The organism is Robinsoniella sp. KNHs210 (assembly GCF_000686105.1).
Classification (GTDB): Bacteria; Bacillota; Clostridia; order Lachnospirales; family Lachnospiraceae; genus Robinsoniella; species Robinsoniella peoriensis.
This window is the reverse complement of the sequence record NZ_JMLZ01000002.1, coordinates 1,332,787-1,352,612: the sequence shown is the minus strand read 5'-3', so window position 1 is coordinate 1,352,612 and position 19,826 is coordinate 1,332,787. Positions and strand designations below refer to the sequence as shown.

Sequence of the window (19,826 nt, the reverse complement as noted above, 5' to 3'; positions counted from 1 at the left end):
GTTACTCTACTGAAATCACGTAATAATAAATCGGCTGCCCACCAGAATAAACTTCTACATCACATTCCGGATATTCCTCCCTGAATTTATCTCCAAGTTCATTTGCCGCCTCTTCCGTCACTTCTTCTCCATAATAGATACTGATCAGCTCTGATTCATCATCCATCATCAGATCAACGGTCTCATTTGCTACAGCTTCCAGTTTTTCACCGACTGCCAGGATAGCATGATCCCCAATACCCATAATATTGCCTTCTTTGATTTCTTTGTCGTCAATGTGGGTATCCCGAACTGCATAGGTAATCTGACCTGTCTTAACATGCTGAATCTCTTCTACCATTGCAGCTTCATTTTCTTCCGGTGTTTTTTCCGGAATATAATTGATAATAGCTGTAATACCCTGTGGTACAGTCTTTGTAGGAATTACAATTATTTTCTTATCTTTTGTCAAAAGTTTTGCCTGATTAGCTGCAAGGATAATATTTTTATTATTTGGTAGGATATAGATGGTATCTGCATTTACTTTTTCTATTGCATTTAACATATCTTCCGTACTGGGGTTCATAGTCTGTCCGCCTTCAATGAGGTAATCCACACCAAGTCCCTTAAATATTTCACCAATTCCTTCTCCTATGGAAACGGAAATAAAGCCAACTTCTTTTGGTGGTGTTGCCGGCATTGACTGCGCTTTCACCTGATTTTCTGCCTGCTGCTGTAATGCAAGTTTTTCGGCATCTTTGATCAGTTTCTCCTGATGTTCTTCCCTCATATTATCAATCTTCATGCGGGACAGTTCACCATAAGTTAATGCGCGGGAAATTGCCTTTCCAGGGTCATTGGTATGTACATGAACCTTGACAATATCCTCATCAGCAACAACAACAATAGAATCACCAATGGATTCTAAGAATCCCTTAAATTCCATTTCCTGTTTATCTGACAGTTCACTCTTCGTCATGATGATAAATTCAGTACAATATCCAAATTTAATATCAGCTTCTGCCTGCGGTGTAATCTTCATTACGCTTCCCTGGGCAGATACGCCTTCAATTGTATAATCGATTTCTTTTCCAAGGAATCCGTCGTAAGCCCCTTTCAGAACCTGTACCAGCCCCTGTCCGCCGGAATCTACCACACCGGCTTCTTTTAATACCGGCAGCATCTCCGGAGTCTGTGAAAGAACATAATCTGCATGTTCAATCACTTCTTTCAGGAACTGCTCCATTCCGATATCCGTTTCCGCAAGCTCTGCAGCCTTTTGTGCTGCGCCTTTGGCAACCGTAAGGATTGTACCTTCCTTGGGCTTCATAACGGCTTTATAAGCGGTTTCTACCGCTTTCTGGAATGCACCCGCCAAAATCTGAATATCGATTTCGTCATGCATCTTAATCCCTTTCGTAAAGCCACGAAACAGCTGTGACAGAATAACGCCCGAATTTCCTCTCGCTCCCCTCAGGGAACCAGAAGAAATTGCTTTCGCCAACACCTCCATGTCAGGATCGGTAAGTGCCGCCACCTCTTTTGCCGCAGACATAATTGTCAATGTCATATTCGTTCCTGTATCTCCATCCGGAACAGGGAATACATTTAATTCATTGATCCATTCTTTCTTAGACTCCAGATTTTTAGCACCCGCCAGAAACATCTTTGCACACAGACTGGCATTTATCGTATTTGTTACCACAACAAGTTCCTCCTTAATCAATCGATCTTACGCCTTCAACGTAAACATTTATTTTTTCAATCTCCATGCCGGTAAACTCTTCTACCTTATATTTTACATTACTGAGTAAATTATCCGCAACGGCTGAAATGCTTACGCCATATGCCACAATCACATGAAAATCCAGTGATATTTTATTGTTTTCTACCCGGACGTTAATCCCATGCTTCAAGCTTTCTTTTCTTAAGAGCTTTACTAAACCATCTTTCATATTAACAGCAGCCATACCTACGATACCAAAACATTCAACGGCAACGCTGCCTGCATAAGTAGCGATTACATCAGTATCAATCAAGATAGAACCCAGATCTGTATCCATGCGTCCCTTCATATCGTTACCTCCAACTTTTAAATTATAATATCTCTGCGTACATTATACCCTCTTTTCACACAAAATGAAATATTAATTTTAATTTTTAACAATTTATTTCATAATTTTTTATTTTTCACTTGCAAAATATGGTGCCATCTGATAGAATAACTAGTGTTGTGAGTCTATATCTAGTACAGACTTGCGCAAATAATTAAGTAATACACGCTGAACATTCTCTGTCACGGATAGACAAAGTGTATTGTTTCATTATTTGTGCAATGTTGTACAAGAGTGATAGACGAATATTAAAGTCAAGGAGGTGCTTATTCATGGCTAAATGTGCTATTTGTGAAAAGGGTGCTCATTTCGGAAACAATGTGAGTCATTCTCATAGAAGATCGAACAAAATGTGGAAATCTAACATCAAATCAGTTAAAGTAAAAGTTAACGGAGCTGCTAAGAAGATGTATGTATGTACTTCTTGCTTAAGATCCGGTAAAGTTGAAAGAGCTTAGTTAGAGGAACCTCTCACCATTGGTTGAGGGGTTTTTTTGCAGAAACCGACTTCGTACACAACAAGCTAAGAGCCAGTCCCAATGCTGAAAACCGGCATTGGGACTGGCTTATTTTAATCCATTCGCTTCACAGAATTGCTTCACCGTTTTGATAAATTTCGTGCTGTTAGGCAGAACTAAGCGATGTCTCTATACATTATGGATAGTTTTATATATCAACTATTCCTCTAGAGCGTGTTACTAAAATTGCTATCTGACAGCTGTGCGTCACACTTTGTGGAAGATTCGTTCCAAATAAAAGGCACATAGCGGGCTGTGTAATCTGAATTTGGAGCTAATATACCGCGAAGTGGGGCGTATAGATGGCGGGAATGAATTTTCAAACACACTCTAACACATAAACAGGTTATATCCTATTAATAAGAGCACAAAAATTATCAGAACGGTTATAAAGGCATTTGGCATGCATAAAGCTAAGAGCATCCCTACAGCCACCCAAAACAGTGTATAACCTACAATCCGTTTCATAACCGTCCACCTGCATATCTCGTTTCTATATCATATGCAGGAACTATCGATTTAACACATTTTATTCTTCATCTGTTTCATAATCCTTTGTACTTTCCGTTTCTGTTTTCCCGGAAGCTGTAGAAGTATCTGTTTCCGTCTTGCCTGCTGCAAATTTATTTACAAAATCAGGCACCATATCCAGTATTTTTGTAAGACCATCCTGATTCTTCACATTTACAAGTTTCGTCGTTCCATTTTGAATCACCAGTACTGCACTGGGGGACATTTTTCCGCCCATTGCTCCTCCGCCATTATTTTTAGCGTCTCCGGAAAGAGCACCTGCGGCAACTCCAAAAGAAACGTCAACCAGCGGAAGAATTATAGTGTCTCCTACGGACATTGCCTCTCCTACTACAGTTTTTGTATTGATAAAGCTGTCCATCCCCTTGAATAATGAATCTACGGTTGTCTGAAAATTATTGTCTGAAGCCATGTTTATTTCCTCCTTATTGTCTGATACGTTTTAGGAATTTCTTAGTGTTTTTATCTTTATAGATTTTCCATCCGGATTTCAAAAGATGGCATGCACGGATATGCCCGGTAATTACTACAAAACCCTCATAGATGGATTTATCAAAATCAGGATAAACCTGAATTTTGGTCGAATATATTGGCAGAATAAGTCCGGCTATTCCCAGAATCTGACCTGTTGTTGCCGGATCTCCGGTACCAAAACGAATATACCCTTTTGCCTGTCTTGGTTTAAAGTGCTTCAGCAGATAGAGAAATTCCGTCCGTGAACTCCCAAACAGTAACTTTGTTTCTTCTGCACGAATGATCTCCAGGTATTTATGAACCTGTCCCTTTACATGGGTAAGCTTATAAAGTATATTTCGAATTTTCTTTGGAATTCCTTTTAAAATACTCCAAATCTTTTTTAACACAGCCTGTACTTTCTGTACAATGGCTTTTCCTTTTGTAAATATACTCCTGTGCTCTGTTTTATCTGTTTTGTCTGTATTTTCTTTCTTCTCTGTTTTATTTGTTTCCCCTGTTTGCTTTTCTTTCTCTTTTTGCTCTGTCGTTTCCGGCAATTCTTTCTGCTGACCGTCTTCTGCTCTGTCGCCGGGAGCTTCTGACTGCTCTGCCATCTCTACTCTGCCGGCAACCGGCCGGGATTCCTGCTCTTTTCTGTGCTCTTTTGTTTCCTCTTTATCATCCATCTTATCTGCTGTCTTAGCTTTTCCTGGCTTTTTGAACTTTATAAATTTCTTTAGAACTTTAAATTTCTCCACCGGTATTCCAAAAAGCCTGATCTCATATCTGGGCTTACCTTCTTTATATTCTGCCATTATCGTTATAATATGAAACAGATAACTGGCTTTTCCCTGTCCATAGAGAATATCGCCTTCTCTTTGAAGTGTTAAGCGGTATCGCAAAGGCACAAACACCACTGCCAGGAGAACCAGAAGTAACAGTGCCAAAATAACAGCCAGCAGGATACCTATAATCTTAAGTATTACCAAAATGATATGTAGCATATTCTCACACCTGTCAATTTCTTTCTTTTCTCTCCTTACGGGCTAAATATTGGCGTACCTGAAAACCTCCGGTTTCTTTATAAACCTCAAGGGCAATATTCAGAGCTAATTGTACAGCTTCATCATAGCCGCATGCTATCCCTACAATCAAAGGGCAGTTACGCCTTACTGCCTTCTGCATCAGGACGGCGGATGAAACGATATCAAATAAATCAGTCCCATTGGCCGCAAGCGTAACAACATACACATCTATCAGGCCTGCGTTATGATTTATTTTCCAGATTATTCTCTTTTTTTTCTTTCTGGCTGTTTCGCCTACATATAGATTTTGATACCATTTCATCTTTTTTATTCCTGACCTTGCTTCTTTTTTTATTTTATACGTGCTTCCAAAGCTTTTACGATCGTTTCCAACACCTTTATCCGGGCATAATATTTACAGTTTCCCTCTACAATGATCCAGGGCGCATAAGTTGTGGATGTACGGATTAACATTTCATCCACTGCCGCTTCATAAGCATCCCATTTTTCCCGGTTCCGCCAGTCTTCGTCTGTAATCTTCCATTGCTTGTCCGGATTTGCCATCCGCTCTTTGAATCGGCGCTCCTGCTCCTCTTTATCTATCTGCATCCAGAATTTTAACACAACTGCACCACTGTGTGCAAGGGTAGCCTCACAATCATTAATTTCTTTATATGCCCGCTTCCATTCCTGGGTACTGCAGAATCCTTCGATCCGCTCTACCATAACTCTTCCATACCAGGTTCTGTCATAGAGCGCAATGTGACCGGCTTTTGGAAATGTCTGCCAGAAACGCCACAGATAGTGGTGTGCTTTCTCTATATCGTTAGGTGCCGCAGTGGGATTCACTGCATAGCCTCTTGGATCCAGGCACTGTGTTACCCGCTTGATGGCACCGCCTTTTCCGCCTGCATCCCATCCTTCAAATCCTAAAATGACCGGAATCCGTCTGCGGTACAGTTCACTGTGCAGTAAAGAGAGCTTTTTCTGCAGTTCATCCAGCCTTTCTTTATATTCTTCCTTTGTATAGGTTAAAGTAAGATCCGCACTGCTTAGCACCGATGACTTAAAACCTGGTTTTACTTCAACCGATTCCACATTTTCCAGCTTTTCTTCTTCCCTGGCAAGTCTCTCCAGCTCTTTTTGATTTGAAACTCTCTTCTCCAGACAATCTACCACCGTACTGATAATCTTCACCGCAGCATATTCCCTGTCCATGGCTTCAATAATGGTCCATGGTGCAAAATCTGTATCCGTTTTCTGAAGCATTTCCTCATTCATCATTTTGTATTCTGCAAAATGTTTGTTTCTTTTTAAATCCCCTCTGGAAACCTTCCATGCCGTTTCTTTTGACTCCAGCATTTTATCAAAACGCTTTTTCTGTTCCTTTTTCGTAATATCCAGGAAAAATTTAATCATTACATTTCCCCCGTCGGTAAGCTGCTGTTCAAAAGAAACAATTTCATTATAAGCGTATCCAAGCTGTTTTTCTGTGGTTAACCCATCAAACCGGTCAATCAGAACGCGCCGGTACCAGCTTCGGTCAAATATGGCAATCCGCCCATTCTCAGGTGTCTTTGTCCAGAAACGCCACAAAAAGGGCCGCAGCTGTTCTTCATCTGACTCCCCGTTAATGGCATATACGTTAAATCCCCTGGGGTCAAGCGGCTGAATCAGCTGATTGATCAGGGTTCCTTTTCCTGCTGCACCAAATCCTTCAAAAACGATAATTACCGGTATCTTTAAATTCCTGCACTCTCTTTGCAGCGTTCCCAGCTTCCCAGAGAGTTCTTCCATCGTTTGTTTAAATTCTTTTTTCCCCATTTTCTTTGTCAGATCAATCTTCTCCAGCATATATTGCTCCTTTCCAGGCAGCCACTGCGCCTCTGGTATATATTACTAACTATTTTATATTTTAACAGATTTCTAAAAATAATTCATCTTAATAGAGGAAATTTAAGAAATATTTCAGACACAGGACATCACAAAGTGTGACGCACAGCTGCCAGAAAGCAATTTAAAACACGCTCTGGCAAATTTAAAAAGAAAAAAGAAAGAAGATACAGATTCGTATCTTCTTTTCATCCTAAAAATATTTGCGGCTTCCCCAAAGATTCGACTTCTTCAAGTCTAAATATTCGTTATATGCTTTTTCAAGAATTATTCTTTCATTAGCAAATTTCAATAAATGATACGCTTCATGAAATTTATAATAACCTGAATCTACAAAATATTCTTCGCGCTGCGGTTTACTGTAATAGCTGTCAGACATCATTAAATACCAATGTACGTCCTTTGCTACTGTGTCTTCCGGCACATTAAAGGTATATTGACTTTTACCAATATATTTAATAATTGATGCTTTGGCTCCTGTTTCCTCCAATACTTCTCTTATTGCTGTATCCTTATACTCCTCGCCAGCTTCTACAGTTCCTTTTGGCAACACCCATCCTTCATACTTATTCTTGTAACTCTTGTATAAAAGAAGAATCTTACCACGAAATATTACCACACCGCCACAGCTCGTTGCTTCGACCATTGCAATCCCTCCTGTTATGCGTTGTGCACTCCTAACTGGTTTTAGTATAACTCTTTTTTTTAAATCATGCAACCTTAATTATTGGTAAGATTCATACTGTTATTGTAGTAGGCATCGAATACAGCCTGTGCAATTGGCACTGCTGCAGAACTTCCGGTACCACCGTCTTCTGCAATTACACTAACCACAATATCGGGACTGCTGACATTTGAGAACCCTACAAACCAGGAATGAGTTCCTTTGTCCGCAGCGTTCTGCCCAATTTCATACTCGGCAGATCCGGTCTTTCCGGCAACTGTATAACCAAGTCCGCTGAGGGATTTTGCTGTACCGCCCTCTACAACCTGTGTCATAAAATCAGATAGAACCCCGGCTTCCTGAGCTGACATTAATTCCTTATATATCTCAGGTTTATTTTCTTTTACCATATCCCCGTCAAAAGTTTCAAGACGGTCAATAATATATGGTTTCATTAAAGTACCTGCATTTGCTACTGTTGATGTAATCAACGCCATATGAAGGGGAGATACCAGGGTATTTCCCTGTCCGATTGCCGTTGCCATCTCTTCTCCATAAGATGTGTGTTCATTCAGTTCAAAACGGCTTGTGCTGGCTTCCATAGCAATAGGCAGTGTATTGTTAAACATAAAATCTTCACATAAACTTCGGAATGCATTATTATCCAGTTCCAGACCTATATTGGCAAACGAGCTGTTACAGGAATATTTAAAAGAGTCTGCCAGATTGATCTGGCCATGTGCTTCTCCTCCAAAACAGGTGATTGTAACATCTTCCTTTGAAATGCTTCCGGTACAGTTATAGCTATAGTTCTGGTAATCCGGATGTTCCCTCAGATATTCTAATGCCGTCATAATCTTAAACGTAGACCCAGGAGGATAGAGACCCTGTACAGCCCGGTTGAGAAGGGAACTGTTCGTTTCATCAGAGACAAGGGCATCCCAGTCACTGGAAATGGTATTTGGGTTAAAGTCCGGTTTAGAAACCATTGCCAGAATTTTACCTGTACTTGGTTCCATGACCACGACTGCTCCTTTGTACACACCCATGGCATTATATGCCGCTGACTGAAGTCTGCTGTCAAGGGTCAGTACCACACTGTCTCCCCTTACCTTCTCATGATTCGCCTCATTTTGTACCTGTTCCAGAATAGACGCATGGGAAGTAAGGAGATCAAAATTCGAGGTTGCCTCTACCCCTGCCTTACCATTGCTGGCATACCCTACTACATGGGCAAATATATTATTATAAGGATAAAGACGCTCCTCATTGCCTTCAGCATCCACATTCGTTCCGGCAAGAGTCTCTCCGTCCGAAGAAATGATTGCCCCGCGGACAATCTTCTGAGATTGTGCATCCTGTTTCGTATTATTTACATTTGAATTAATTGTATCCGCTTTTATTGTATTAAAATATACCAGATAACCAATCAGCATAAAAAACATTGCAGCAAAGAGATATGCAACTTTCATCATATCTTTATTTCTGCCGCCCCGGGACTCCGGGCCCATATTCTGCTTCCTCTGCGGTTCATTAACCGGTATCTCATTAATTTGGATATTGTCCGTAGATTTTTTCCTTCTCAATGCTATCTTCCTCGTCTTCCCTAAGAATGTACAGTCCCTGTATGACTGCAAACATGATCAGCGTGCTTAGCATGGAACTTCCTCCGTAACTGACAAACGGCAGGGTCACACCGGTCAGAGGGATAAATTTCATCGTTCCGCCTACCGTCAGAAATACCTGGACTGCATACATCGTGCCAAGTCCCAATGCAACCAGCCGGTAGAAGGGATTGGATAATCTCATGGCGATATTAAGAATCATAATAAAACAGCTTAAACATACCAGAATCAGACAGATAGAGAAAATCCCGCCCAGTTCTTCCGTCACTGCCGAGAACATAAAATCCTGTTCTACAATAGGGATTGCCGTTGGAGATCCCTGAAATAATCCGGTTCCGAACCAGCCGCCTGCACCAATGGCAAATAGTGACTGAGCAATCTGATATCCGTTTCCAGCATAATCAGCAAAGGGATTCAGCCATACCTCCACTCGCACCCGCACGTGTGAAAATAAAAAATACGCTGCAACCGCAGCCAGACTTCCTGCTCCAAGCCCTGCCGCCAGATATATTGCTCTTCGTGAAGCTACGTAAAGCATAATTAAATACGTAACAAAGAAAATCAGTGCACTTCCAAGGTCAGTAGACACTACCAGTATCAAAACATGAAGTGCCGCAAGCCCCGTTGCCACTACAATATCCTTAAAAGTTTTGGCGCGGAGCAGAAGACCCGCCATACAGAACACAAAGATTATTTTTACAAATTCTGATGGCTGCAGGGTAATTCCTCCCACTGTAAATGCAATTTTTGCTCCATAGGTTGAACGAGCCGCAACTGCAACCAGTCCAAGCAGCCCGATACCCAGAACAGCATACACCCAAGCCCATTTTGTAATAAGACGCAGCTTACGTATAATAACCGGAATAAACAGTGCTATCACGGTAGAAGCTGCTGCAATTTTAAACTGCTTGATTGACTGGTCATAAGATATTCTGGTAATCATAATCATACCTATGGATATCAGCATACACATATGATTGATTAATAATCTGGACGCCTTCGGATAAAGATTCCGAAACAGCACCAGAGTGGCAGCCAGATAAATAACCTGGGCGCCATAGAAGAACAGCAGCTGCGATTCTTCCATTTCCAGATAAAGCACCATAAATGCCACAAAATGCATACAGAACATAATTACATTCTGCCTTAAAAATAAAAAATCGGCATCGTCTTCATCCTTCTTGCGAAATACCACATAGCTTTGCAATGTATAAATCGCCATTAAAATAATAATTACATATTTTGAAACCTGAATGATTAGATTTGTCACTTTTTCACCTACTCCACGCCTCTCTTAAAATGCCCTCTTGTAAACTCCGGCAAATCAAGCCTGCTATTTTTCCCCTTGCAAAATGCGTCAATATATTTTTCCGTAACAGACATAACCTGTGCCTTATTTTCTAATGTAAAACTCAGACGTATCGCTGCCGGACATAATTTTCTGATCTCTTCCCGGTTATCCAGAAGTACCACCGGCGCACTGTTATAGATTACATTATAACAGAACTGGCAGTTTGTTTTAACTGGAAAATCTTTTTTCATACGGTCACGTAAATACAGCACTTCCGGCACTTTATTACATCTCCCGGCTGTTTTTTTCAGACACTGGGCACTGACCATCATTGGCAGATGACCGTAAACCAGAATCTCACTGTTTTCACAGCCCCTTTTTCCTATTTCCTTTGCATTCAGCTCCAAAGGCAATGTGTCGGAAGCAAATCCCTGTTCTTTAAAGAAGGATTCGGAATCCCGATTAAAAGCATAGAGATTGTAGTCTGCTATCAGGGGATTGGTCAAGCCGCGTTCCTTAAGATAACCTGCTTCATCCAGACTTTTCACAACCAATGCATCGTAAGCCGCCAGCATTTTTAAAGCAGATTCCGATTCATAATATTTTCTGGTCTCTGACCGGAAAATATACGGCATAATATAATTGCACTTTTTACCTGCCGCATGACACTGCGCGATGTATTTTCCAGAACTTTGAAACTCCCGGTTATCTTTAAACGCTGAACTGTCCAAATAAATTGCGGATACTTCTTCCAGTCCAAGGAGCATTTCAAATGCATCCAGAGATTCTAAGGATACCATGAACTTCATATCTGTCTTTCGATCCCCCTGACCCTTTGGACTGCCACCTTTATCACCATATGTGTAACCGACAGGCTTTGGGATGTCCTTAGATGAGCGGTTTATTTCTCTTTCATCCTTACTCTCTTTTGATGGAATGTTTCTTCGGTAACTGTCCTGAATTTCAATGGTCAGCTGTTCTAGTCCCATGCGCCGCAGTTCATTTAAAGACTGTACCGGAAGAAAAATATCATTGTCCATTTCAATATCAAGCTTTTCAAATATATAAGGCGTGTTCCCCGTTTTTTGCATTTGTTTTTTTACTTTTTCATAAGACAATGGTTGATTCATCGCTTCTGTTACTACGTCGCCCGTAACATGAACTGCAAAATCCCCCATTCTTAATTCGAGTATAGCAGGATTTTTTTTGTAAAGTCTTAATTTCCCATTAATTTTTTCTTTAAATTTGCCAAGAAGAAACGTATCCTCCAGCTGTTTTAACAACTGTTCATTTCTTGTACGGATAATCGTTTTATATGTCTCCTGTTTTTTTCCTGCCGGGATTTTAACCTGGAAGACTTCTCCTGGTTTTTTTTCTTCCCGCATTGTAAATTCTGTCCCTTTCTGCCCTGACTTTTCATCCAGGCATTCCAGAACATCTCCGGGATGAAGTGCTTCTGCTGCTTTTAGCTTTAATATATTCTTCCCGGTATCCACAACTTTAGCCGCTTTGGTTCCAATGTGGTTAGGGCGAACAAGAGACATCATTTCTTTTCCGTTCCCGGTTTTATAATATCCTGTAGAAAAACCACCCCGGTTATAGAGATCCATCAGTTCCAGACGGTCATTTTCTTCAATATGGAACCCTCTTCTTCCTTTTTGTAAATATAAATCAATATATTTACGGTAAATTCGAACCACACCTGCGGTATATGCAGGCTTTTTCATTCTTCCTTCAATTTTAAATGAATAGACACCAGACTCTACCAGTTCCGGAATAAGATCCAGGGTACACATATCTTTAGGGCTCATGAGAAACTTGTCCGCTCCATAATTAAGCCTGTTCCCTTTCTGGTACAGATCATAAGGAAGTCTGCAGGGCTGGGCGCACCTGCCCCGGTTGCCGCTTCGTCCTCCGATCAGACTGCTGTACAGGCATTGTCCGGAATAGCAGTAACACAGAGCCCCGTGCACAAAGCTTTCAATTTCAATATCTACCTGTTTATGGATTCCGGCTATCTCCTGCAATGACAATTCTCTTGCAGTTACAATTCTGGAGGCACCAAGATCTTTTAAAAGCTTAGCCCCATCCGGACCTGTAATTGTCATCTGGGTGCTGGCATGTATGGGCAGATCGGGAAATTCTCTTCTTAAAAAAGTAAAAACACCCATATCCTGTACAATAACTGCATCCAGCCCTCTGGTATAATAGGGAAGAATGTAATCATAGAGTTCTGCCATCTCATTGTCTTTTAAAAGGGTATTTACGGTTAAATAAAGCTGTTTTCCTCTTAAGTGGCACTCGTCAACCGCCTGAAGCAGTTTCTCTTCCGTCAGATTATTTGCAAATGCCCTGGCTCCAAATCTGCTTCCCCCTACATAAACAGCATCTGCTCCTGCATTTACTGCTGCTGTTAAACTTTCGTAAGACCCTGCCGGGGCCAGTAATTCTACTTTCATCAGTCACCTCATTATTTATCATTATCACAGAGCCTGCATGGGATTTCATCAATCTGCAGAACGCTCTGATCAAAAAAGAGGCAGTTGCACGATTTATCTTAAGCAACAGCCTCTCTTTGTCTATTTCCTCAATAATTCATCCAGCTCTGTCTCAAGCTTCACAATTTTTTTCTGATATTCCGTGGATTCTTTCTGCAGTCTTTCTAAATCTTTTTCAGCAGTCTCATATCTGATCTGAACACCGATTACTTCATGCTTCAAATCATATAATTCCTTGTCCTTGGAAGTCAATTCTTCCTCTACAAGTTCTACCTGCTTTTTCGCCTTAAAATAATCATCCGCAATATTCAGATCCAAAAGAATCCCTTTTGTCTCCTTTGACAGATGATTATATCCTTCCAGTTTTTTAAATTCTGCCAGTTTATTATTAATGTATGTAGCTACCTTTTGCAGATATTCTTCACTCTCATATCCACTCAAAGTATATATTTTTCCCGCAATCAAGACTTCTGCTTTGTTCTTGGCTGACATATGACTTCCTCCACTTTTTTCTCTATTATCACAACATTCTATAAAATACTACAAAATATTGGAGTTTACTGTTATTCATTATACAGAGAAGTGGAAGAAAAATCAAGGTCGATTTATAAGACAATTTATAACATTATGCCGAGATGATGATATGCCAGCTCAGAAACAACCCTTCCCCTTGGTGTACGCATGATAAAACCATTCTTAATCAGGTAGGGTTCATACACATCTTCAATGGTTCCGGCATCTTCTCCAATGGCCGCTGCCAGGGTATCAAGGCCTACCGGACCTCCCTTAAATTTTTCAATCATAATCGTCAGAATACTTCGATCCATCATATCCAGCCCGTATTTATCAACTTCCAGCAAATCCAGAGCAAACGCCGCCACATCTTCCGTAATATGCCCATTATATTTTACCTGTGCAAAGTCTCTTACACGCTTTAAAAGCCTGTTCGCAAGCCTTGGCGTGCCTCTGGATCTCTTTGCCAGTTCTTTGGCACCATTTGTATCAATCTCTACACCCAGCACTTTTGCAGAACGCACAATAATCGTCTGCAGTTCAGATTCCGTATAAAACTCTAAGTGATGGATAACTCCGAAACGATCCCGCAGGGGCGCTGTCAGAAGCCCTGCACGGGTGGTTGCCCCAACCAGTGTAAATTTAGGAAGATCCAGGCGAATCGAACGCGCTGCCGCACCTTTTCCGATCATAATATCAATGGAATAGTCTTCCATTGCAGGATAGAGCACTTCTTCCACCTGTCTGTTCAGCCGGTGTATCTCATCTACAAAAAGGACATCTCCTTCTTGCAGATTATTGAGAATTGCTGCCATTTCTCCGGGCTTTTCAATTGCCGGTCCGGAGGTGATTTTCATGTTCACCCCCATCTCATTCGCAATAATACCCGCCAGCGTAGTCTTACCAAGACCTGGCGGCCCGTAAAAAAGAACATGGTCTAAAGCGTCCCCTCTTTGCTTTGCCGCTTCTATATAAACCTTAAGGTTAATTTTTGCCTTTTCCTGTCCAATATATTCATCTAAAGTCTGCGGGCGCAGAGCCGGCTCTATCTTTATATCTTCTTCTAATGTATCCGTTGTGATAATACGTTTTCCCATGTTCCGCCTCCAAAGACCTGTTTTGAACTCCCCATCATTAAAATGACGGGATTTATAAAAATGCCATTTGCTTCAGCGCTGCTTTTAAGATTGCTTCTGTGTCCATTTCCTCGGTAAGTTCTGCTTTATTCACGGCTTTTAATGCATCCGTATTGGAATATCCAAGTGCAACCAGCGCCTGAACTGCTTCCCCTTTGTTATCCGTCATTCCGGTGGACACAGCCAGATCATTCTGATTTGTCAAACGCTTTTCAAATGCGTCTTCCAGACTTAGTTTATCTTTCAGTTCCAGAATTACTTTCTGGGCAGTCTTATTTCCAACACCCGGAGCTTTTGCAATCGCTTTGGCATCTTCTGATAAAATTGCAAACCGCAGGTCATCTGCAGAAAGCGCCGTCAATACACCAAGCGCCGCCTTGGGTCCAATCCCGTTTACGCCAAGAAGCAGTTTAAATATTTCAAGATCATCCTGGGTACAAAAACCGTACAGCTGTAAAGCATCTTCTTTTACATGCATGTAAGTGTGGACACAAACCTCTTTTTTTGCTCCTGCAAGCCTGTCAGCATCTCTGCCCGAGACATATACCAGGTACCCGATATTATTCACTTCCAGTATTACGCTGTTCTCATTCAGGGCAGCTACGTCCCCACGTAAATATGCTATCATCTAAAAATCTCCTTTGGCAGTCTTCTCTGCAATTCTTTTCCTAATATTCCGATCAGCAGCCCGGTAACCAGCCCGGAGATCAGTAATACCGGGAGGTAGTAAAACAGGTTAAAATTATCCACCACTGCCATTGCAACCAGCAGCTGTCCTATATTATGGGTGATTCCGCCGCACATGCTGACCCCAACGATGGAAAACCCTTTGCTTTTTTTCAGCAGATACATCACTGCAAGACTTAACAGTCCTCCTGCAAGACTGTATATAATACTGTACATATTTCCAAACAGGAATCCTCCCAGTACAATTCTTAAAACAGAAAGCAAAAGTGCATCTCTGGCACTCATAAAATATAAAACACATATGATGACAATATTAGTAAGCCCCAGTTTCACTCCCGGGACACCAAAATAAAATGGAATCAGTGTCTCCACATAACTGACAATCAATGCCAAAGCAGTAAACACGCCAAAATATGCCGCTTTTGTTCTAGTTCCCATCTTAATCTCCCTAAGTAGCACAAGCTGACTTGCGCTAAGCGTATCTAAAAATTGCTTTCTGACAGCTGCGCATCACAGTTTGTGGGAGAATTCTCCCCAATGAAGGGCGAGTAGATAGTTCGAAAGCGATTTCCTTTCACACTTTTCAAACTTATTCTTCCTATGTAAACTGCGAAGTTAAATCCAATATCAATGTATGCTTCACAAAAAATGATTCTTTCAGCCGGCTATGGAATCATAATCGGAGGCATCCTTCGCCCCTTCCACCCGGACTACAATTTTATAGGGAAGGCAGATAATCGATTCTCCTGATTTACTAATGGCTTTCTGCTGGACACAGAGCTTATCCGGACACTTTGCCGAAATCATATCTGCTTTCCCGCCTTTAATCTCAAGAGTATTGGTATCATTGATCTCAATCACCTGATCCTCAGAAAGGGAATAGACTCCGTATTCTTTTCCATCTACCATTATCTGAACCATATTTCCGTCTTTTTGAAAAATTGTATATCCAATAAATGCAATGAAAGCAACCGCTATTACAGCACCTGCCAATATCCAGTCATTTCTTTTCATCATTCACCGCCATGTATTGTGATGCTCATATTTTGTAAATATCTTGTACATGATAGCACATATTTTTTATAAATTCAACCATATGTTCGAAATTGACGGGTTTAGATAAGAAGGGGACGCTTTGTAGATGGCGGTGGTGTACGGAAAGAGAAGGAGGCGGACCATGCCAGTTCTGCGGCCAGCTGACGGAGCCCATGCCAGTTTCCCACACCCATCTTTCTGTACACTACCTATCATTTACAAAGCGTCTTGATCAGCTAAACCCCAATTTTCTCTACCACCCGAATCTTCTTCTCTTCCCGCCAGGCCGCCTCATCTAATGCCACCAGGAAGCCCTGCGCATTCTTTACCTGCCAATCATAAAATGCTCTTTTCGGAACAGCAAACGCTTCCATAATGCTCATGATGGTACCGCCATGAACCACGATAGCAGCTCTTGAAACTTTTTTGCTTATAATATCATTCACGGTATTTTGAAATGCATGGCAGCATCTGCTGCGAAATACTTCCTGGCTTTCTCCGCCCGGGAAAGGTATTGTTCCCTGGCTGTCTATCCATGCCTGATACGCAGGGTTTCCATCCAGTTCTTTATAGTTTTTATTTTCAAATTCTCCAAAGCTGCATTCCCGAAAATCCGCTATAATTTCGCAGGGCATACCGGGATAGATTCTCTTGGCTGTTTCTATACATCTTTTCATCGGGCTTACATAAAGGCTGTCCGCTGTAGGATATTTTTTCTGCTTCAGCAGTTCAACTCCTTTTTCACAGAGTGGTTCGTCTGTAGTTCCGATATAACGCCCCAGCAGGTTTCCTTCTGTTTTGGAATGGCGTATCAGTAAAATCTCAGGCATGTTTGATCACCGTATCCAGTCCGCATACCACCCGCACTACTTCATCCGAATATTCAGCGGCTTTGCAGCAAAGCCTTCCTACTGTTTCCCGATATTCCCGGTCAAACTTTTCCATCGGGACTACCCCATATCCAAGTTCATTGCACACAATGATAATCTCCGGATTGGTTTCATATAACATATCTATCAGCCCTGTTGGATTTTCCCCCTCCCGGATCATTCTCTTTATATATTCATGAAAGTGAAAAATCCCCCTGCAGCTTTTTAACTCTTCCGGCATACAGGTAATGCCGTCTATAAAGTCTGAATCCGACAACTGATACCGCTCACAGGCTGCTTTTTTCTTGCCCTGGAAAGCACCGCCGATTACAAGTTTCATAGTCTATTCCTTTCTGTTATTTCTATGTTTACGAAATTTCGTTCATTTGCTGGTTCATGTTTACATTGATTCTATACTATTCCATATCTTTACTTGTTCCATACTTTTTTAATAACTTACATCCCGATAATCTTTGCTGTTATTACAACGGCAGCCGCCATTACCAGTTCGCATACCTGCAGGAAAAATCCTGCCAGATCTCCGGTAATCCCGCCAAACTTCTGATAGGACATATGGCGGTAGTAAGCAAACATGAAAAGGGCACTGAGGAAACAAACGGTTCCAAGAACCGGTTCAAGGAGAATCATCCCCACAGCGCACAAAATGATATAAATGATCATTACCATCTTTACCCTGCTTTTTACAGCCATATCTGAGAAGGTTGCTGCCAGCCCGGTATTCTTCGCCATACGAAAGCTGACAATCGCAAGTCCGCTAAGTGCCCTGGACAGCATAAAACCGATTGCCAGTACCGAAAGCATTCTGGCATTTGTCTCCGAATAACATCCAAACAGTAAAAAAAAGTAACATATCCCTACGATAATTGCAAATGCCCCCGCATGGGAATCTTTCAGTATTTCCAGTTTCTGATCCATTGGTTTATAGGAACTCAAAGCATCCGAGGTGTCCAGCAAACCATCCAGATGGATTCCTCCGGTTATCAGAACCGGTATCATCATCAGAACAACTGTATAAAATGAATTTCCAAACCCAGCATACCCCTGGATATAATTCCACAGAAGTATAACTGCTCCAATCACCGCTCCAATCACCGGAAAAAAGCACATTGCATATTTCATGTTATCCTTTGTCCATTCGGTCCTGGGCATAGGGATCTTGGAGTACATTGCAAATGCAATGATAAAACTATTACCTATCTTTTTCATGAATCCAGCCTCTCTTTTCTAACCAGGGGAATACCACATACCACCTCTGTAACTGTATCTGCCTTTTTAGCCAGTTCCTGATTGATGATTCCCAAATATTCAAGATACTGCATGGTCTGGGAATCGTATTCCTGTCCATCGGAAAATACCTCATTCGTCACAACCACCAGCGCTTTTACCTGGGATAAAACAGATTGTATGCCATGCAGAATGGATTCTACCATATTTTCACCTGCACCGCCCGGTGCATACATTTCATTTGCAGCCAGATTGGACATACATTCCAGTAATACAATTCCGTCCGGGGGAAGATTGACAGAGCTTAAATCCATATAGCACTCAATGGTTTGGAAGTTCTTGGCTGCCCGCATTTTACGGTGCCTTTCAATCCTTCTGTCGCCTTCTGCGTCAAAGCTCATCATCGTCGCAATATATATTCTGCTTCCTTCTCCCAGTTTCATAATCTGTTCTTCTGCGTAGGCAGATTTGCCGCTTCCGCTGCCTCCTGTTACAATCATTAACATATCTGTACCTCCTGCATACCGCAGACAGATCTGCGGTACTGCAACAATAGAATGTGTGAAAGTAATTTTCTTTCACACCTACCCCCAGCAATAGCACAAGCTGGCTTGTGCTATTCCCAAATCAATAGTGTGAAAGTGATTTTCTTTCACACTTACCCCCAGCCCTTTTATGATAAAGGCTTATATTCCTCCACTTGTATATCCTGGAATGTACTCATCCCGTTATAAACTGCCACTGCCATCTCCAAAACCGGAAACAGGGTAACTGCACCTGTACCCTCACCCAGACACATGTCACAGGTAAGTGCCGCTTCCATCTTCAGCGCTTCCAGAATCAGGTGTGCCGCAGGTTCTTTGGATACGTGGGAAACCAGCATATACGCTTTTGCCAAAGGACAGATATTCACAGCTGCAAGCGCCGCCACGGAAGAAATAAATCCATCGATTACAATGGGAACCCCGTATGCTGCCCCGCCTAAAAATACACCTGCAAGTCCGGCGATATCCAGACCGCCCACTTTCGATAACACATCTATGGCATCCTGAGTATCCGGCGTGTGAAGCGCAATCGCCTTTTTAATAGTGTCGATCTTACGTTTGAAGCCTTCTGAAGAAAGTCCTGCTCCTTTTCCTGTTACCACTTCCACCGATGTATGTAAAAGAACCGAGGCAACCGCACTGCTCGTTGTAGTATTACCAATACCCATCTCTCCGGTAGCTATGATACGGTAACCTTTCTCTTTTAATTCTGCAACCATCTGAATACCAGTTTCAATGGCCTGAACCGTCTCTTCTCTGGTCATTGCCGGTTCTTTTGCCATATTCCTGGTTCCATAGGCAATTTTATGATTAATGATACTGGTATCTCTTGCAACTCCTATATCCACCGGGAAAATATCTGCTCCTGCCACCCGGCACATAATACTTGCCGTCGCCTGCTCTTTCAGAAAATTTTCCGATACGATTGCGGTTACTTCCTGCCCGGTCTGGGTCACACCCTCTTCTACCACACCATTGTCTGCACACATTACTACCAATGCTTTTTTCGCCAGATCAATATTACTGCTTTTTGTCATTCCGGAAATCTTCACAAGATAATCTTCCATTTTACCCAGGCTATGCAGCGGCTTTGCAATACTGTCCCACCTTTTCCTGCAGTTGTTCATTGCACCCTCATCTGGCTCTTTCACAGTCAGAAGCACTTCTTCTAATGTCATTTGTAAGTCCTCCATGATTAAATT

At 41.8% G+C, this 19,826-nt stretch carries 23 protein-coding genes; 1 reads left to right on the top strand and 22 read right to left on the bottom strand.

The window, feature by feature from the left end; all coding sequences use genetic code 11:
* Position 1 precedes the first annotated feature (1 nt).
* The gene (locus CD03_RS0112795; RefSeq protein ID WP_044289961.1) at positions 2 to 1,645 is read right to left on the bottom strand and encodes a DAK2 domain-containing protein; all 1,644 of its coding nucleotides are present in this window, start codon (positions 1,643 to 1,645) and stop codon (positions 2 to 4) included.
* A 52-nt stretch (positions 1,646 to 1,697) separates the two neighbouring features.
* Positions 1,698 to 2,054 (bottom strand): Asp23/Gls24 family envelope stress response protein, encoded by a 357-nt coding sequence (locus tag CD03_RS0112790; protein ID WP_027293984.1) that lies wholly within the window; start codon positions 2,052 to 2,054, stop codon positions 1,698 to 1,700.
* Between the two features lie 311 nt (positions 2,055 to 2,365).
* Between CD03_RS0112790 and rpmB the strand changes: the two genes are divergently transcribed.
* Positions 2,366 to 2,551: a 50S ribosomal protein L28 gene (gene rpmB / locus CD03_RS0112785; protein WP_027293983.1), complete on the top strand. Its 186-nt coding sequence runs from the start codon at positions 2,366 to 2,368 to the stop codon at positions 2,549 to 2,551.
* A 227-nt stretch (positions 2,552 to 2,778) separates the two neighbouring features.
* On the opposite strand, the gene CD03_RS39510 is transcribed toward rpmB, so the two are convergent.
* From CD03_RS39510 to cobT, 20 genes are all read right to left on the bottom strand, one after another.
* The gene (locus CD03_RS39510; RefSeq protein ID WP_334291654.1) at positions 2,779 to 2,940 is read right to left on the bottom strand and encodes a DUF6783 domain-containing protein; all 162 of its coding nucleotides are present in this window, start codon (positions 2,938 to 2,940) and stop codon (positions 2,779 to 2,781) included.
* A gap of 200 nt (positions 2,941 to 3,140) precedes the next feature.
* Positions 3,141 to 3,554: a GerW family sporulation protein gene (locus CD03_RS0112775; RefSeq protein WP_027293982.1), complete on the bottom strand. Its 414-nt coding sequence runs from the start codon at positions 3,552 to 3,554 to the stop codon at positions 3,141 to 3,143.
* Positions 3,555 to 3,567: 13 nt separating this feature from the next.
* The gene (locus CD03_RS0112770) at positions 3,568 to 4,602 is read right to left on the bottom strand and encodes a DUF2953 domain-containing protein (RefSeq protein WP_027293981.1); all 1,035 of its coding nucleotides are present in this window, start codon (positions 4,600 to 4,602) and stop codon (positions 3,568 to 3,570) included.
* Between the two features lie 13 nt (positions 4,603 to 4,615).
* A complete protein-coding gene (locus tag CD03_RS0112765) occupies positions 4,616 to 4,945 on the bottom strand; it encodes a hypothetical protein (RefSeq protein ID WP_027293980.1) in 330 nt (109 codons plus the stop codon).
* Positions 4,946 to 4,974: 29 nt separating this feature from the next.
* Entirely contained in the window at positions 4,975 to 6,477 is a 1,503-nt protein-coding gene (locus CD03_RS0112760) for a phosphate--AMP phosphotransferase (protein ID WP_027293979.1), read from the bottom strand.
* A gap of 232 nt (positions 6,478 to 6,709) precedes the next feature.
* Entirely contained in the window at positions 6,710 to 7,162 is a 453-nt protein-coding gene (locus CD03_RS0112755) for an NUDIX hydrolase (RefSeq protein WP_027293978.1), read from the bottom strand.
* A gap of 74 nt (positions 7,163 to 7,236) precedes the next feature.
* Entirely contained in the window at positions 7,237 to 8,766 is a 1,530-nt protein-coding gene (locus CD03_RS0112750) for a peptidoglycan D,D-transpeptidase FtsI family protein (protein WP_242849089.1), read from the bottom strand.
* A complete protein-coding gene (locus CD03_RS0112745; protein WP_027293976.1) occupies positions 8,729 to 10,075 on the bottom strand; it encodes an FtsW/RodA/SpoVE family cell cycle protein in 1,347 nt (448 codons plus the stop codon). Before CD03_RS0112745 ends, CD03_RS0112750 begins: the two co-directional genes overlap by 38 nt.
* An 8-nt stretch (positions 10,076 to 10,083) precedes the next feature.
* On the bottom strand, positions 10,084 to 12,555 hold the full coding sequence (locus CD03_RS0112740) for a U32 family peptidase (protein WP_052377783.1): 2,472 nt from the start codon (positions 12,553 to 12,555) through the stop codon (positions 10,084 to 10,086).
* Positions 12,556 to 12,675: 120 nt separating this feature from the next.
* Positions 12,676 to 13,086: a cell division protein ZapA gene (gene zapA / locus CD03_RS0112735; RefSeq protein WP_027293974.1), complete on the bottom strand. Its 411-nt coding sequence runs from the start codon at positions 13,084 to 13,086 to the stop codon at positions 12,676 to 12,678.
* Between the two features lie 125 nt (positions 13,087 to 13,211).
* The gene (ruvB, locus tag CD03_RS0112730; RefSeq protein ID WP_027293973.1) at positions 13,212 to 14,204 is read right to left on the bottom strand and encodes a Holliday junction branch migration DNA helicase RuvB; all 993 of its coding nucleotides are present in this window, start codon (positions 14,202 to 14,204) and stop codon (positions 13,212 to 13,214) included.
* A gap of 52 nt (positions 14,205 to 14,256) precedes the next feature.
* Positions 14,257 to 14,871: a Holliday junction branch migration protein RuvA gene (ruvA, locus tag CD03_RS0112725; RefSeq protein ID WP_027293972.1), complete on the bottom strand. Its 615-nt coding sequence runs from the start codon at positions 14,869 to 14,871 to the stop codon at positions 14,257 to 14,259.
* The gene (locus CD03_RS0112720; RefSeq protein ID WP_027293971.1) at positions 14,868 to 15,368 is read right to left on the bottom strand and encodes a Gx transporter family protein; all 501 of its coding nucleotides are present in this window, start codon (positions 15,366 to 15,368) and stop codon (positions 14,868 to 14,870) included. The genes ruvA and CD03_RS0112720 overlap by 4 nt, the downstream gene beginning before the upstream one ends.
* Positions 15,369 to 15,587: 219 nt before the next feature.
* The gene (locus tag CD03_RS0112715) at positions 15,588 to 15,947 is read right to left on the bottom strand and encodes a NusG domain II-containing protein (protein ID WP_330377184.1); all 360 of its coding nucleotides are present in this window, start codon (positions 15,945 to 15,947) and stop codon (positions 15,588 to 15,590) included.
* Between the two features lie 98 nt (positions 15,948 to 16,045).
* Positions 16,046 to 16,171, bottom strand: a complete 126-nt coding sequence (locus tag CD03_RS38860) for a hypothetical protein (RefSeq protein ID WP_255348079.1) — start codon at positions 16,169 to 16,171, stop codon at positions 16,046 to 16,048.
* Positions 16,172 to 16,201: 30 nt separating this feature from the next.
* Positions 16,202 to 16,795: a histidine phosphatase family protein gene (locus CD03_RS0112710; RefSeq protein ID WP_027293969.1), complete on the bottom strand. Its 594-nt coding sequence runs from the start codon at positions 16,793 to 16,795 to the stop codon at positions 16,202 to 16,204.
* Positions 16,788 to 17,174 carry a bifunctional adenosylcobinamide kinase/adenosylcobinamide-phosphate guanylyltransferase gene (locus CD03_RS0112705; protein ID WP_027293968.1) on the bottom strand — a complete coding sequence of 129 codons (387 nt, stop codon included), beginning with the start codon at positions 17,172 to 17,174 and terminating at the stop codon, positions 16,788 to 16,790. The genes CD03_RS0112710 and CD03_RS0112705 overlap by 8 nt, the downstream gene beginning before the upstream one ends.
* A gap of 116 nt (positions 17,175 to 17,290) precedes the next feature.
* The gene (locus tag CD03_RS0112700) at positions 17,291 to 18,061 is read right to left on the bottom strand and encodes an adenosylcobinamide-GDP ribazoletransferase (RefSeq protein ID WP_027293967.1); all 771 of its coding nucleotides are present in this window, start codon (positions 18,059 to 18,061) and stop codon (positions 17,291 to 17,293) included.
* Entirely contained in the window at positions 18,058 to 18,585 is a 528-nt protein-coding gene (locus tag CD03_RS0112695) for a bifunctional adenosylcobinamide kinase/adenosylcobinamide-phosphate guanylyltransferase (RefSeq protein ID WP_027293966.1), read from the bottom strand. Before CD03_RS0112695 ends, CD03_RS0112700 begins: the two co-directional genes overlap by 4 nt.
* A gap of 167 nt (positions 18,586 to 18,752) precedes the next feature.
* A complete protein-coding gene (gene cobT / locus CD03_RS0112690; RefSeq protein WP_027293965.1) occupies positions 18,753 to 19,802 on the bottom strand; it encodes a nicotinate-nucleotide--dimethylbenzimidazole phosphoribosyltransferase in 1,050 nt (349 codons plus the stop codon).
* Positions 19,803 to 19,826: the final 24 nt, after the last annotated feature.

What these genes read in the sequence shown, in the direction of transcription:
- CD03_RS0112795 (WP_044289961.1), bottom strand. Translation starts at nt 1,645, where the DNA reads ATGTTTCTGGCGGGTGCTAAAAATCTGGAGTCTAAGAAAGAATGGATC.
- CD03_RS0112790 (WP_027293984.1), bottom strand. Translation starts at nt 2,054, where the DNA reads ATGAAGGGACGCATGGATACAGATCTGGGTTCTATCTTGATTGATACT.
- rpmB (WP_027293983.1), top strand. Translation starts at nt 2,366, where the DNA reads ATGGCTAAATGTGCTATTTGTGAAAAGGGTGCTCATTTCGGAAACAAT.
- CD03_RS0112775 (WP_027293982.1), bottom strand. Translation starts at nt 3,554, where the DNA reads ATGGCTTCAGACAATAATTTTCAGACAACCGTAGATTCATTATTCAAG.
- CD03_RS0112770 (WP_027293981.1), bottom strand. Translation starts at nt 4,602, where the DNA reads ATGCTACATATCATTTTGGTAATACTTAAGATTATAGGTATCCTGCTG.
- CD03_RS0112765 (WP_027293980.1), bottom strand. Translation starts at nt 4,945, where the DNA reads ATGAAATGGTATCAAAATCTATATGTAGGCGAAACAGCCAGAAAGAAA.
- CD03_RS0112760 (WP_027293979.1), bottom strand. Translation starts at nt 6,477, where the DNA reads ATGCTGGAGAAGATTGATCTGACAAAGAAAATGGGGAAAAAAGAATTT.
- CD03_RS0112755 (WP_027293978.1), bottom strand. Translation starts at nt 7,162, where the DNA reads ATGGTCGAAGCAACGAGCTGTGGCGGTGTGGTAATATTTCGTGGTAAG.
- CD03_RS0112740 (WP_052377783.1), bottom strand. Translation starts at nt 12,555, where the DNA reads ATGAAAGTAGAATTACTGGCCCCGGCAGGGTCTTACGAAAGTTTAACA.
- zapA (WP_027293974.1), bottom strand. Translation starts at nt 13,086, where the DNA reads ATGTCAGCCAAGAACAAAGCAGAAGTCTTGATTGCGGGAAAAATATAT.
- ruvB (WP_027293973.1), bottom strand. Translation starts at nt 14,204, where the DNA reads ATGGGAAAACGTATTATCACAACGGATACATTAGAAGAAGATATAAAG.
- ruvA (WP_027293972.1), bottom strand. Translation starts at nt 14,871, where the DNA reads ATGATAGCATATTTACGTGGGGACGTAGCTGCCCTGAATGAGAACAGC.
- CD03_RS0112720 (WP_027293971.1), bottom strand. Translation starts at nt 15,368, where the DNA reads ATGGGAACTAGAACAAAAGCGGCATATTTTGGCGTGTTTACTGCTTTG.
- CD03_RS0112715 (WP_330377184.1), bottom strand. Translation starts at nt 15,947, where the DNA reads ATGATGAAAAGAAATGACTGGATATTGGCAGGTGCTGTAATAGCGGTT.
- CD03_RS0112710 (WP_027293969.1), bottom strand. Translation starts at nt 16,795, where the DNA reads ATGCCTGAGATTTTACTGATACGCCATTCCAAAACAGAAGGAAACCTG.
- CD03_RS0112705 (WP_027293968.1), bottom strand. Translation starts at nt 17,174, where the DNA reads ATGAAACTTGTAATCGGCGGTGCTTTCCAGGGCAAGAAAAAAGCAGCC.
- CD03_RS0112700 (WP_027293967.1), bottom strand. Translation starts at nt 18,061, where the DNA reads ATGAAAAAGATAGGTAATAGTTTTATCATTGCATTTGCAATGTACTCC.
- CD03_RS0112695 (WP_027293966.1), bottom strand. Translation starts at nt 18,585, where the DNA reads ATGTTAATGATTGTAACAGGAGGCAGCGGAAGCGGCAAATCTGCCTAC.
- cobT (WP_027293965.1), bottom strand. Translation starts at nt 19,802, where the DNA reads ATGACATTAGAAGAAGTGCTTCTGACTGTGAAAGAGCCAGATGAGGGT.